This window comes from Bacillus sp. FSL P4-0248 (genome assembly GCF_038593305.1).
In the GTDB taxonomy this organism is placed as follows: Bacteria; Bacillota; Bacilli; order Bacillales; family Bacillaceae; genus Bacillus; species Bacillus safensis.
This window is the reverse complement of sequence record NZ_CP151983.1, coordinates 2,465,332-2,479,158: the sequence shown is the minus strand read 5'-3', so window position 1 is coordinate 2,479,158 and position 13,827 is coordinate 2,465,332. Positions and strand designations below refer to the sequence as shown.

Here is a 13,827-nt window from a genome sequence, read left to right as displayed (position 1 = left end):
ATGCATAACAAATGCCATGCAAAAGCTAGGAGTCAAAGGCCGTTCACAGGCTGTAGTCGAGCTTCTGCGTATGGGTGAGCTAGAGCTCTAAAGTCAGCCGGTTTTCCTTCCATATCGGGAAGGAACCGGTTATTTCTATATGGTTTCCATGAGTCTCTTCTTGCATTTTCTTTGAAAAACGAGGAAAATAGACATGTACGTTTTAGTCAAAGTGAGATGCTATAGTGAGGTATCAATAAAATGGAAACGAATGAGTCAGGCCATGTTGCAGAGATTGAAAAATCATTGCGTCACATTGCCGCAATTATTAAGCAAAAAGGCAGAGAAATCCTGAATCAATATACGATTACACCTCCACAATTCATTGGGCTTCAGTGGCTTTATGAATTCGGAGATATGACAATAGGCGAGCTGTCACAAAAGATGTACTTGGCTTGCAGTACAACCACTGATTTAATTGATAGAATGGAAAAAAGTGAACTTGTCGAACGGGTGAAAGATCCATCTGACCGCCGCGTGGTTCGCATTCATTTATTGCCTGAAGGCGAGCGGATCATTCAAGAAGTGATTGCTAAACGCCAAGAATACGTCAGTGAACTTCTAGAGGCTTTCTCAGAAGAAGAAGCCATCGTTTTCAACCAATCCTTAACGAAACTACAGCAGCAAATGAAAAGAAAATGAGGCGATTTTGTTGGATCAACCAATCGGCGTCATTGATTCCGGCGTCGGCGGTTTAACCGTTGCAAAGGAAATCATGAGACAACTGCCAAAAGAAAAAATCATTTATGTAGGCGATACAAAACGATGTCCATATGGCCCGCGGAAAGAAGAAGAAGTTCTTCAATATACGTGGGAAATGGCACACTACTTATTAAAACACCACCATATTAAAATGCTCGTCATTGCATGCAACACAGCAACAGCGATCGCACTGGATGAAATTAAAGCAACGCTTGATATTCCGGTTATTGGCGTCATTCAGCCTGGCGCCCGTACAGCAATTAAAGTGACGAACAACCAGCATATTGGCGTTATTGGCACAGTCAATACGATCAAAAGCGAGGCATACAAAGAAGCGCTGCTGTCACTAAAAGCAGGTCTAACAGTTCAAAGTCTGGCGTGTCCGCTCCTTGTCCCATTTGTGGAAAGCGGTACGTTTTTAGATCAGACAGCAGAGGCAGTGGTGAAAGATTCCCTTGAACCGATGAAGGAAACAGGAATTGATACACTTATTCTTGGCTGTACACACTATCCGATTTTAAAAGAGCCGATTCAGCGCTTTATGGGCAGTGATGTCAGCATCATTTCATCAGGGGATGAGACAGCGAGAGAAGCGAGTACGATTCTTTCATATAAAGGGCTGTTAAATACCTCTAAAGAAGCGCCTGTCCATACATTTTACACAACGGGGCAGCAGCAAAATTTTCAAAACATCGCTCGTGACTGGTTTGGCTACCTGCCAGGGAAGGTCGAAACTGTGTCACTTGAACACATCTACCAGCAATAACCCCCTTCTATTTTGAAGTGGGTTATTTTTTTATGAAAAGGGTCTAATCCTCTGGGGGAGCTCGTATACATAGTAGTACAAACTACTAGAGGAGGGTGAAGTATGCTGAAAAAAGGATCTACAGCAGCTGTTACGTGTATCGCGTCAGCCATGCTTTTGTCAGGATGCGGATTGTTTCAAACAGACCAAGCGAAAACAGAGATTGACCCGCCACAAAACGTCACATATGTGAAAGAAAATAAAGAAGATAAACAAACAGCCAAAGAAGGAAAAGAAGAGAAGCAGGCAGATACGGTCATGAGAGAATTATATTTAATAGATAAAAACGGGTATGTCGTATCTCAATCCATTCCATTGCCGAAAAATGAAGGGAGTGCCAAACAAACCCTTGAATATCTCGTGGATGGGGGACCTATTTCGAACTTAATGCCGAATGGATTCAGAGCAGTTTTGCCAGCGGATACGAGCGTATCTGTCGATATTAAAGACGGAACGGCGGTTGTCGATTTTTCAAATGAATTTAAAAACTATAAAAAAGAAGACGAGCAGCGCATCCTGCAATCTGTTACTTGGACGTTAACACAGTTTGATTCCATAGCCAAAGTCAAATTGAAGATGAATGGACATGAACTAAAAGAAATGCCTGTGAACGGTACACCTATCTCAGATGATTTAAGCAGAGAAGACGGTATTAATATCCAGCACGAGGCTGCTGCTGATATGACAGCGACAAAGCCAGTGACGGTTTACTATTTAGCTGAATCTGATGAACAGACGTACTATGTTCCGGTGACCAAAAGAGCGCCAAAAGACGAGGATGATCCGATTACAGCAGCGATTGATGAGCTCGTCTCTGGACCAAGCAAAAAAAGCCATCTGCTTACAGACTTCGATCAAGATGTGAAGTTGAATGATGTACCAAAAGTAAAAGATGGCCATGTGACACTTGATTTCAACGAATCCATTTTTGGCAGTGCAGATGAAAAGAAAAAGGTCATTTCACAAAAAGTTCTTGATAGCATTGTGCTCACATTAACCGAGCTGCCGGACGTCAAAAGCGTATCTGTCAAGGTGAACGGCAAGGCTGAGCTTGTGAACGAAAAAGGAGCAGAGCTTACAAAGCCGGTTTCACGACCAGAACAAGTGAATACAGGTAGTTTTTAACGTCACACATTGATATAATGGAGAAAAAGAGGCATGCATATTCGCTGCCTCTTTTTTATTCCAAGCGATTAGAACGAGCTGAGGTTGTCAAAGTTAGTAGGAGAACCCCGCTGGCACTCGCGAGGAATGTATATCGTAACGGAGGTAAAACATGAGATTAGATGAAAGACAATATGACGAATTGAGAAAAATTGAAATAGAGGCAGGCTACATCACGCACCCAGAAGGCTCTGTCTTAATCTCAGCGGGAAATACGAAGGTGATTTGTAACGCATCGATCGAAGACCGCGTACCTCCTTTTTTAAGAGGAGAAGGAAAAGGCTGGATCACAGCAGAATATAGCATGCTTCCAAGAGCAACTGCACAAAGAACGATAAGAGAATCATCTAAAGGAAAAGTCACAGGACGCACTATGGAGATTCAGCGTTTAATTGGACGAGCACTCCGCGCAGTCGTTGACTTAGAAAAGCTTGGCGAACGCACCATTTGGATTGATTGTGATGTTATTCAAGCAGACGGCGGCACACGCACAGCATCCATCACAGGTGCTTTTGTTGCCATGACACTTGCGATTCAAAAGCTACGGGCTGAAGGAGTCATCAAAGAAAACCCGATTACTGATTATTTAGCGGCGATATCCGTCGGAATTGATTCTCAGCAAGGTCTTCTGTTAGATTTAAACTATGAAGAAGATTCTTCTGCTGAAGTAGATATGAATGTCATTATGACAGGCGCTGGTCGCTTTGTTGAACTTCAAGGAACAGGCGAAGAAGCGACATTCTCAAGAGAACAGCTAAACGGACTGCTTGATTTAGCCGAAAAGGGCATCAAAGAATTAATCGAAAAGCAAAAAGCACTAACAGGAGAAGTCATCGAATAAAGAGAAGGGTTTGATCAGGATGAAAACAGCCATCATTGCAACGCACAATACGGGTAAAGCGAAAGAATTCAAAGCCATTCTTGAGCCAAAAGGATTCACGGTCAAAACACTAGCAGACATTGGCTTTACTGAAGAAATTGAAGAAACAGGACAAACCTTCGAAGAAAATGCCATCATCAAAGCGGAGGCCATTCAAGCCAAAGCAGGTGAAATGGTCATTGCAGACGATTCCGGTCTGTCAATTGATTATCTGGGCGGAAAACCTGGCGTGTATTCAGCGAGATACGCAGGTGAGCATAAAGACGATGCGGAGAATGTGGAAAAAATGCTGAGCGAACTTCAAGGCATTGAAAAAGAAGACCGCACAGCCAGATTCAGATGTGCCCTTGCTGTCAGCATACCGGGAAAAGAAACAAAGACGGTAGAAGGATCAGTAGAAGGCTTCATCGCAGAAAAACCAATCGGCGAAAATGGCTTCGGATACGACCCAATTTTCATCGTCAAAGACAAAGACCAGACGATGGCCGAATTATCACCAGAGGAGAAAAACAAGATCAGCCATCGAGCGGTCGCGCTTCAAAAGCTTTCATCACTGCTAGACGCAAATGAATAAGGGGGAATGAAGCCATGAAGATACTCATCATTAGTGACAGTCATGGACTCACAGACGAACTTCAAACCATTGCCAAACGGCATGCGGCTGAAGTTGACATGATGATTCACTGCGGAGATTCAGAACTCGAAACGAACCACCCAGCACTCGAAGGATACAAAGTCGTCAAAGGAAATTGTGACTTTATGGGCGATTTTGAAGAAGAGCTCCTGCTCCCACTTGATGGAGGCGGAAAACTATTTCTCACTCACGGACATCTGCATGGCATCAAACAATCCTTGCTTCAAGTCTACTACCGTGCAGAAGAGCTAGGCGCAGACATTATCTGCTTTGGCCACTCGCACATTCCAGGCAGTGAACTGCTAAGAGGAAAACTCCTCATTAACCCAGGCAGCGTGCACTTGCCAAGAGTGCGAAAAGAGCGCAGCTATGCTATACTGACACTAGATGGAAGCGAAGCAAACGTACAGTTTTTCACGGACGAAGGTCAGGCCATACAAGACCTCGAAAACACTGTCACATTGGAAGGTATTTCATAAGGGTGCAGCATTTGCCCCTTATGAAAAAACTTTCGAAAAACCGTTGACTTTAAAGAACAATAGTAATATAATAAATCTTGTCGCTGAGGTAATACACCGCAGCACACTACATAACAACATGTCCCAGTAGCTCAGCAGGATAGAGCAACGGCCTTCTAAGCCGTCGGTCGGGAGTTCGAATCTCTCCTGGGACGTACTAAATTAAAAGCCTAAAATCCTTGATATGAAAGGATTTTAGGCTTTTTTGCTAGTATTTATTAAATATTGCTCTGATTTTTCCTATGAACATAATTAAAATATTGATTTAGAGAGTTTTTAAAGATTTGTTTTATTCCTAGGGTAGTCATTCTTATATTAAATTAGATGAAACTTTTATTTGTTTTTTTCGTAATAGAAATAGAGGTGATGACATTTTGACTGATATAGATGATATGTTGTTTGAACTTAAACAAGAAGTGAGAAAAGTGAATACAATGAAATACTTATTAATAAATTCTCCTTTTTTAAATGAAGTGAAAGAAGAATCGGAAGTGAAGGCGCAAAAAAAGAACAAAATTTTTGTGGAATGTATATTAAAAATAGTCTCATGTTTAATTGTATTTATATTATTTATTTTCCTCTTTAATAAATTTTCACATGGAAAAGTATTCTTAATTGCAGTTGTGATTGTTTTCTTGCTATTATTATTTATAGCTATATACTGTATAATAAAAGGTTTAACTCATTTTTCTGAATTGTCAGGCTTTAAGACTTTTGATGAGTTAAGAAAAAATGTTATTTATGAAGCTTTTAACGAAAAACTAAATAAACATAATTTTTCAACAACTCAAATTGAAAAATATATATTGCCTCAACTAAAAGAAATAAATAAAGATAGAAGAGAAGCTTCTATAACAACATTTTTGAAAATTTCTATTCCTTCTATTCTAGTTTCGATGATAGCGAGTTGGTTTACTCTTATTATAAATACTGCTGTTGAAGAACCATCTCTAAAAGAAGAAGAGTTTAATCAAGTTCTAGGTTTATGGTTGATACTCGGGATTCAAGTAATGGTTGTCGGAGCTTTTTTGTATACTGGTATACATTATGCCCAAAAAATTTTAAGTTCGAACAAAAACTATAAATTATTAGAAAAACTTTTTTATAGCTATCTTTTAGAGAAAAACTTGAATGCTTCAGTAAATAAAAAAGCAAAAAAGTCTAAGAAGAGAAAATAAACAAAAAATATTTGCAACTAATCAATAAAATGTTATTAACCAAGAGCACAGAAATAATAAGCTATTTTAAGATGCTATGTATACAACAGGTTACGGTGACGGAATGTACCCAAGCTTTTGGGGGCTAGATCAAAACGGAGAACCCGCTTGCCTTGTGACAGACTTTCTTATAGTGGACTGATGAGAAACCCATGAAACCATGGGTTTTTATATTGTTCTCTGATTATAGAGTATTAGTAGAGAGATCTAGTGAAAGTAGATAAAGTTTTGAAGACTTAGGATAAGAGATCGTTTTTTCTCTCGGCAAATGTCGCTGGCTATTTGAAACAATATTTTTCTTGCCGATAAAAAGTTTAAAGCACAAAAAGATGATATGAAATTTGTTGTACAAAACCCCCATTAACTTAACTTTTTCAGTTGTGGAATAAGTCTACCTAATTTTTGTATAAATATAGTATAATAAACATATAAAACCTTTTGGGAAACGGTGATAACGATGAATAGCAATTTTTCATTTTTTCAAGGAAAGTGGGCAGTACTTTCCAATTTAGGAGAAACAGCTGAGAAAAATGTATATCATGACCCACATACAACAGTAATGAAACTACGGTTATTTGCCGAAACATTAACAAAATTTATTCTAGCCGCTGAAAATATTAAGGAAGCATATGGGACGAAACAAGTAGAGCGCATCAATATATTACGCCGAGAAGGAATACTTGAACCAGAGTTAATAGATATCGTTGAAACGCTTCGTCGCAAAGGGAATGTGGCCATGCATGAAGCAGGTTATCAAAAAACAGAAGAAGCGAAATCTTTATTGCATTTGGCTTTTCGTTTGTCGACTTGGTTTATGGAGGTATACGGTGATTGGAATTTTCAAGCTCCAGAGTACATAGAGCCAAATATACAAACAGGAATAGATACACGACAGCTCCAACAAGAGTATGTAGTGAAAGTGAGACAGCTTGAAGAGGAATTAGAGGCAATTCGTCATCAAGCTGAATTAGAGCAAGCAGATGAGAAAATGAAACGTAGAAAAGCGTCCAAAAACTTCATGCGTAGGCAGCAGCTGACTGAAGATGAAACACGTATCATCATTGATCAGAAGTTACGTGCTGCTGGATGGGAAGTAGACACGAATTTACTAAACTATAAAAAAAACAGGACTCTACCAGAGAAAAACAAACATATGGCCATTGCTGAGTGGAAGGTCGATGGCGGCTGGGTTGATTATGCATTGTTTATTGGACTCAAGCTTGTTGGTTTCATTGAAGCAAAAGCAGAAAAGAAAACGATTCCTGGGGCATTAGATAGTCAAACAAAAGTGTACGCGAAAAATGTTGTGCAAATAGAAGATGAACAGATTACACCAACAACTGGTGATTATCAAATCCCATTTTTATATGCAACAAATGGCCGCCCTTATTTAAGACAGCTTCAAGAGGAATCGGGCATTTGGTTCTGGGATTCACGCAAACCATTTGAACATGCACGTCCGCTTGAAGGATGGCATTCACCTGAAGATATACAACTTCTTCTTAGCCAAGATGATAAGGATGCGGATAAGCGTCTAGAAGAAGAGGATATAACGAAATTTGGATTGCGTCACTATCAGCAGAATGCGGTTCTGGCTGCAGAAAAGTCGTTAAAAGAAGGAAACAGAAGAATGCTTATTGCAATGGCTACAGGAACTGGAAAAACTCGTACCGCTATTGCGCTTATGTATCGCTTAATTAAGTCTAAAAAGTGTCGCCGCATTCTTTTTCTTGTCGATCGTAATTCACTCGGTAAACAAACAGAGGATTCACTGAAAGATACGAAAATTGAAGGTTACTCGTTTGCTGATATATATGATGTGAAGTCATTAGGCGATCTCACACCGGAAGTTGAAACGAAGGTGCAGATTGCAACCGTGCAGGGAATGGTTCGCAGACTTTTTTATAACGATAGCGAAAAGCTTCCAAGCGTTGGGCAATATGATTTCATCATTGTAGATGAGGCGCATCGAGGATATACAAGTGATAGAGAAATGACAGAGGAAGAATTGGAATTCCGTGATCAGAATGATTATATTAGTCAATATCGGCGCGTTATCGATTATTTTGATGCGGCATGTTTAGGGCTTACCGCAACACCTGCTCTACATACAACAGACATTTTCGGTATGCCAATTTTTAAATATTCATATAGCGAAGCAGTGTTGGACGGATATCTAGTGGACCATGAGCCCCCTTATTTGTTTAAAACAGAACTTTCACAAGTGGGCATCACCTTTGAAAAAGATGAGGAAGTAGAAGTATATGATGTTGATAAAGGGGAGATTCAACTAGAAAAGTTAGAAGATACTGTGCACTTTGAAGTGGAGCAGTTTAATAAAAAAGTCATTACAGAACCGTTTAACCGTGCAGTTTTAAATAAATTAGTTGATTATATTGACCCTGCAGGTAAAGAAAAAACGCTTATCTTTGCAGCTACTGATCAACACGCAGATCTTGTTGTTCGCTTATTAAAAGAAGCCTTTAAAGAACGTGGTGATGACATTGAAGATGATGCCATTATGAAAATTACTGGATATATCTACAAGCCATTAGATGCCATTAAACGTTTTAAAAATGAGCGACTACCTAATGTCGTTGTTACAGTTGATTTGCTCACAACAGGTATTGACGTGCCGCCGATCACAAATTTGGTGTTTTTAAGAAGAATACAATCTCGTATTCTCTATGATCAAATGCTTGGCCGTGCGACTCGTCTTTGCCCAGAGATTGGGAAAACACACTTTAACATCTACGACGCTGTTGGTATATATGACAAGTTGCAACATTATACAGAAATGAAACCAGTTGTGAAGAAACAAAACTTTCGTATCGGTGAGTTGTATGATTCTCTTGTAAATGCAACGACTGATGAGGAAGCTTCGTTTTATCGTGATCAATTAGTAGCAAAAATCCAACGTCGCAAACAAAGATTTGACGAAGAAGGCATGGGAAAGTTTGAAGAATTATCAAATGGAAAACATGTGGATGAATGGGTGAAAGAAATTCAAACATACTCACCGCAAGAAGCCACACAGCATAATATTCTATTTGAATACATGGAAACGTACCAAGTGACACGTGAAAAACGCTATATATCTGATAAGGAAGATGAAGTAACAGACGTCATTCGTGGGTATGGTGAAGGAAACAAGCGACCAGAAGATTATCTGGATGGTTTTGTTCGATTTATCCAAGAAAATATCAATGAAATTCCCGCTTTGCATCTGATTTGTACACGACCAAAAGATCTAACAAGACAAGATTTACGAGAACTAATGACGATTTTAGAAACAAAAGGTTTTAAGCAATCTCATTTACAAACCGCTTGGAAACAGACAAAAAATGAAGACATTGCAGCAGATATTATTAGTTTTATTCGCCAAGCTGCATTAGGTAAAGCACTCGTTGACCATGAATCACGTATTAAACAGGCAATGCACAAAGTGTATTCACTGCATGATTGGACGCCAAGACAAAAGAAATGGTTAGAGAGAATAGAAAAGCAATTACTTCAAGTTCCTGTTCTTGCGCCTACCGCAGAAGAGGCATTCTCGGAAGAACCTTTTAGAACGTCTGGTGGCTACAAATTACTGAAACGTGAGTTCGGTGATCATATTGATCATATTGTCAATACGATCAATGAGAACCTTTATATCAGCTAACGACGGTGCCTCTTCATTGAGGCACTTTTTTGGGTTATAATGAAAAGGTTCGCTTTCAACTAAAAATCATCAAATTTGATTTAATAGATAGAAGATTTCCAGGAGGAAAAAAGATGAATAACCAAGAAATCGTTCAAAAATTATGGAATTTATGTAATGTGCTTCGTGATGACGGTATTACATATCAACAATATGTCACGGAGTTAACTTATATTTTATTTTTAAAAATGATGAAAGAACAGCAAACAGAAAATGTAATACCCGAAGGATATAGATGGGATGATTTGCTAGAAAAAGAAGGGGTAGAACTCAAAACATTTTATCAACATCTTTTAATTAAGCTGGGTAATAGCGAGAATGCTCAATTGCGTCAGATTTACACGGATGCTGCTACAAGTATTACAGAACCAAAGAATCTAGAGAAAATTCTAAAGACCATTGATGGCCTTGATTGGTACAACGCAAAAGAAGAAGGTTTAGGTAATTTATATGAAGGCTTGTTAGAAAAAAACGCAAGCGAAACAAAATCAGGTGCTGGTCAATACTTTACACCGCGTGTATTAATTGATGTAATGGTACAGCTAGTTGACCCTAAACCTGGAGAAAGATGCAATGACCCTGCAGCTGGTACATTTGGTTTTATGATTGCGGCAGACCAGTATTTGAAAAATAAGACAGATAACTATTATGATTTAGATCCACAACTGGGCGTTTTCCAAAAGAAAGAAGCGTTTACTGGAATGGAACTCGTCACAGGGACTCATCGTCTTGCTTTAATGAATGCATTACTTCATGATATCGAAGGGCGACTGGAACAAGGGGATTCGTTATCTAGTAATGGAAAATGGATGAAAAACTTTGATGTCATTTTAACCAATCCACCATTTGGAACGAAAAAAGGTGGAGAGAGTGTCTCCCGTGATGACCTGACGTTTGCAACTTCCAATAAACAGCTTAATTTTCTACAGTTAATTTATAACGCTTTAAAAGACGATGGTCATGCACGCGCAGCAGTTGTATTACCTGATAATGTCTTGTTTGAAAGCGGGGTTGGTGCACAGATTCGACGTGATTTAATGAATAAATGCAATCTGCATACAATCTTACGCTTACCAACGGGGATTTTCTATGCCCAAAGTGTGAAAACAAACGTCTTATTTTTCACAAGAGGAACAACAGACCAAGATAATACAAAGGATGTTTGGGTATATGATCTCCGCACCAATATGACGTCATTCGGAAAACGGAATCAGCTAACAATGGCACACTTTGAAAACTTCATGAAAGCATATGTAGCAGAAGACCGCTCAAAAGTAGAGGATGAACGTTGGAATGTGTTCACAAGAGAAGATATTGCAAAAAAAGGGGATAGTTTAGATATCGGTTTGATTACAGATGAATCACTATCTTCCTATGACAACTTACCAGATCCAATTGAATCAGCAGAAGAAGCAATTGCGAAACTTCAGCAGGCTATGGGGTTGTTAAATGAGGTAGTTGAAGAGTTGCGTGCTGTTGAAGAGGATGAGGTGGTCAAACAGTGAGTAAGAAAAAGAAGACCATTGAGGAATTATTGGAAGAAGCGATATTACCAGATGAAGAGCAGTCTTATGAAGTTCCAAGAAATTGGGTTTGGACAAGAGTTGAAAATGCGATAAAACCGATGGAAACTAGAGAGCCGAAGAAATTAGATGGGGAAGCATTCCATTATATAGACGTTGATGCAATAGATAATAAAAAACAATTGGTTAGACAAATAAAGGAAGTAGAAATAACTCTTGCACCTAGTAGAGCAAAAAGAAAAGTTTCCAAGGATGATGTGATTATTTCACTAGTAAGACCGTATTTAAAAAATATAGCACATATCGATATAGAGGATAATAAATTGGTTGCGTCAACGGCTTTTTATGTTTGTACACCTAAAAAAATACTGAATTCAAGTTATTTGTATAGCTATCTATGTTCTAATTATGCTACTCAATATCTGATTGATCATACAAGGGGAGATAATTCTCCTTCAGTTCGAAGTACAGACTATGAGAAGATGCCACTTCCTCTCCCTCCTGTGAACGAGCAAAAACGAATTGCTGAGAAAGTGGAGCGGCTTTTAAGTAAAATTGAAGAAGCAAAGCAGTTGATTGAAGAAGCGAAGGAAACGTTTGAACTTCGTCGAGCGGCTATTTTGGATAAGGCGTTTCGTGGGGAGTTGACTAGGAAGTGGAGAGGGGAAAATGCTGATATAACTACGGCTAATGAATGGATTGAACAAATAAATTTATTAAAAGAAGGAACAAAAACAAAGTATAAAGACCAATTAGACTCAAGTATTTTAGAAAAGCTATATGAATTGCCAAGAGAATGGAAGTGGGTGCGCTTAAATGATCTAATTGAAGCATCCACATATGGCACATCTGCTAAAACAAATGATGACGTAACTGGAACACCAGTATTAAGAATGGGGAATATTGTTGATGGTTATCTTGAACTAAATAACTTGAAGTATCTCCCGAACAATCATGAAGATGTTTTAAAATATGATTTACAAACTAATGATTTATTATTTAATAGGACGAATAGTTATGAATTAGTTGGTAAAACGTCTGTAATAACAGAAGATGTCTCAGAGAGATTTACATTTGCATCTTATCTAATCAGAGTACGATTGTTTTATAAAGATTTTTTAGCTAGTTATGTTTCTCATTATATTAATAGCCATGTAGGACGTAAAATACTTCTATCAATGGTTACCCAACAGGTTGGACAAGCTAATATTAACTCACAAAAACTGGCTTCTTTACCGATTCCTTTGCCTTCGCAGGAAGAAGTTATGGAGATTACAAGCTGGCTTAATAATTATCGAGAACTAGAAAGCAAACAAAAAGAAATGATTCTAGTAGAAGAGAATATTGAAGCACTAAAGCAATCTATCCTCTCTAAAGCATTCCGAGGTGAACTGGGAACAAATGACCTAGGTGAAGAAAGTGCTATTGAATTGCTGAAAGACGTGCTACAAGAACAAGTAAAATAGTTATAGGAAGGCATCCAAATTAATTGGATGTCTTTTATGGTTGCATACATGCCAAGTTGTGGTATTGGGTATGTTGGTGTTTTGGTTTGATACAGAAACCACTCTCATTCACAAACTGACAATCGGTAAATTTCTGCCCACTACATCTCTCTTTCTTTACATAAAGGATATGGGGGATATTCCTACATTTTCACTGGGGACATGAAGGGGGTAAACCTATAGTCGGTTCATCCACACAGCATGAAAAGAATTGACTTTTTCGAAACGAATCTAATTATAGTCTATTTGAACGTGAACAAATAGCGGATATATAAAGTAGCTCAGCAGGATAGAGCAACGGCCTTCTAAGCCGTCGATCGGGAGTTCGAATCTCTACTGGGTCGTATGATGATTTGAAACTGTTAAAAAGCCAAAAACATTGATAAATCAAAGTTCTTTTTTTTCTATTGTTTAACAAAGTATTTTAGCGATCTTTTATGAATCCAGTCTAACAGTATGGTCAGGCTAAAATCAACTTACAAAAACATTAAAAAAGTCTATATGTCTAGAGCATTTCAAGGGAAACTAGGCACGAATGATTCTAGTGAGGAAAATGCTATTGAATTGTTCAAAGATGTTTTACTAAGGGATTTGAATTAATTATTAGAAGTGTTGAATAATCAAAAAGCATTGTATGATTGTTATTAGCTAATGAAAATGACTTTAAGAAGGGCTTTTCTTAATAAAGAGAGGCCCTTCTTAAAGTGGATTAAATATTTGGTGTTTATGAAAACGTAAGTTATCTTAAGACCCAATTAGCCCCGGAGAAATTTGTTCAACTCTTGCCCAATCAAATATGGTTTCGATTTGCATTTGATTCTTACAGTTTATTTTTAATAACCCTTCATTCTCTGTTGTGCTAATCTCAAAATGATCAATTATATTATTATTTCCTAAATGATTAATTTTTAAATCCGTTACACCAATGAATGATAATTCAACGTAGACAACATCAAAATTCCCCCAACGTTTAGGTCTATTCTTCACGGAGTCTTTTGTCATTATTCTTATAAATAGGGTAGGACCATCTCTGTTTAAATCAACGTTCATGATTTCTGCATTTTTAAAATGAGGAATCCCCCCGAAAATTTGAGTCATCGCTTGTGGGTTCATAAATTTTTCTTCTCTAATCATTTG

11 protein-coding genes, 1 tRNA gene and 1 pseudogene are annotated in these 13,827 nt (G+C 38.2%); 12 read left to right on the top strand and 1 reads right to left on the bottom strand.

What is annotated here, in order from left to right; all coding sequences use genetic code 11:
- Positions 1 to 4: 4 nt before the first annotated feature.
- From gerE to NST65_RS12605, 12 genes and pseudogenes are all read left to right on the top strand, one after another.
- Positions 5 to 91: pseudogene (gerE, locus tag NST65_RS12660) on the top strand (spore germination transcription factor GerE); the annotation flags it as partial.
- 149 nt (positions 92 to 240) lie between these two features.
- Positions 241 to 681, top strand: coding sequence for a MarR family transcriptional regulator (locus NST65_RS12655; protein ID WP_034279763.1), 441 nt, complete (start codon positions 241 to 243; stop codon positions 679 to 681).
- Positions 682 to 691: 10 nt separating this feature from the next.
- Entirely contained in the window at positions 692 to 1,507 is an 816-nt protein-coding gene (gene racE / locus NST65_RS12650; RefSeq protein ID WP_034279765.1) for a glutamate racemase, read from the top strand.
- Positions 1,508 to 1,609: 102 nt separating this feature from the next.
- Positions 1,610 to 2,671, top strand: a complete 1,062-nt coding sequence (locus tag NST65_RS12645; RefSeq protein WP_034279767.1) for a GerMN domain-containing protein — start codon at positions 1,610 to 1,612, stop codon at positions 2,669 to 2,671.
- Between the two features lie 151 nt (positions 2,672 to 2,822).
- On the top strand, positions 2,823 to 3,551 hold the full coding sequence (gene rph / locus NST65_RS12640) for a ribonuclease PH (protein ID WP_046311987.1): 729 nt from the start codon (positions 2,823 to 2,825) through the stop codon (positions 3,549 to 3,551).
- Between the two features lie 10 nt (positions 3,552 to 3,561).
- Positions 3,562 to 4,164, top strand: coding sequence for an XTP/dITP diphosphatase (locus tag NST65_RS12635; RefSeq protein ID WP_176966890.1), 603 nt, complete (start codon positions 3,562 to 3,564; stop codon positions 4,162 to 4,164).
- A gap of 14 nt (positions 4,165 to 4,178) precedes the next feature.
- Positions 4,179 to 4,703, top strand: coding sequence for a metallophosphoesterase (locus NST65_RS12630; RefSeq protein ID WP_056768068.1), 525 nt, complete (start codon positions 4,179 to 4,181; stop codon positions 4,701 to 4,703).
- 120 nt (positions 4,704 to 4,823) lie between these two features.
- Positions 4,824 to 4,897, top strand: a tRNA-Arg gene (locus NST65_RS12625).
- Positions 4,898 to 5,116: 219 nt separating this feature from the next.
- Positions 5,117 to 5,920, top strand: coding sequence for a hypothetical protein (locus tag NST65_RS12620; RefSeq protein ID WP_111926355.1), 804 nt, complete (start codon positions 5,117 to 5,119; stop codon positions 5,918 to 5,920).
- 496 nt (positions 5,921 to 6,416) lie between these two features.
- Positions 6,417 to 9,623: a type I restriction-modification system endonuclease gene (hsdR, locus tag NST65_RS12615; protein WP_111926359.1), complete on the top strand. Its 3,207-nt coding sequence runs from the start codon at positions 6,417 to 6,419 to the stop codon at positions 9,621 to 9,623.
- 113 nt (positions 9,624 to 9,736) lie between these two features.
- The gene (locus NST65_RS12610; RefSeq protein ID WP_111926361.1) at positions 9,737 to 11,167 is read left to right on the top strand and encodes an N-6 DNA methylase; all 1,431 of its coding nucleotides are present in this window, start codon (positions 9,737 to 9,739) and stop codon (positions 11,165 to 11,167) included.
- A complete protein-coding gene (locus NST65_RS12605) occupies positions 11,164 to 12,651 on the top strand; it encodes a restriction endonuclease subunit S (RefSeq protein ID WP_111926363.1) in 1,488 nt (495 codons plus the stop codon). The genes NST65_RS12610 and NST65_RS12605 overlap by 4 nt, the downstream gene beginning before the upstream one ends.
- 783 nt (positions 12,652 to 13,434) lie before the next feature.
- On the opposite strand, the gene NST65_RS12600 is transcribed toward NST65_RS12605, so the two are convergent.
- Positions 13,435 to 13,824 (bottom strand): immunity 50 family protein, encoded by a 390-nt coding sequence (locus NST65_RS12600; protein WP_111926365.1) that lies wholly within the window; start codon positions 13,822 to 13,824, stop codon positions 13,435 to 13,437.
- Positions 13,825 to 13,827: the final 3 nt, after the last annotated feature.

Excerpts from the sequence above, each read along its gene's own strand:
- NST65_RS12655 (WP_034279763.1), top strand. The coding sequence starts at position 241 with ATGGAAACGAATGAGTCAGGCCATGTTGCAGAGATTGAAAAATCATTG.
- NST65_RS12645 (WP_034279767.1), top strand. The coding sequence starts at position 1,610 with ATGCTGAAAAAAGGATCTACAGCAGCTGTTACGTGTATCGCGTCAGCC.
- rph (WP_046311987.1), top strand. The coding sequence starts at position 2,823 with ATGAGATTAGATGAAAGACAATATGACGAATTGAGAAAAATTGAAATA.
- NST65_RS12630 (WP_056768068.1), top strand. The coding sequence starts at position 4,179 with ATGAAGATACTCATCATTAGTGACAGTCATGGACTCACAGACGAACTT.
- hsdR (WP_111926359.1), top strand. The coding sequence starts at position 6,417 with ATGAATAGCAATTTTTCATTTTTTCAAGGAAAGTGGGCAGTACTTTCC.
- NST65_RS12610 (WP_111926361.1), top strand. The coding sequence starts at position 9,737 with ATGAATAACCAAGAAATCGTTCAAAAATTATGGAATTTATGTAATGTG.
- NST65_RS12600 (WP_111926365.1), bottom strand. The coding sequence starts at position 13,824 with ATGATTAGAGAAGAAAAATTTATGAACCCACAAGCGATGACTCAAATT.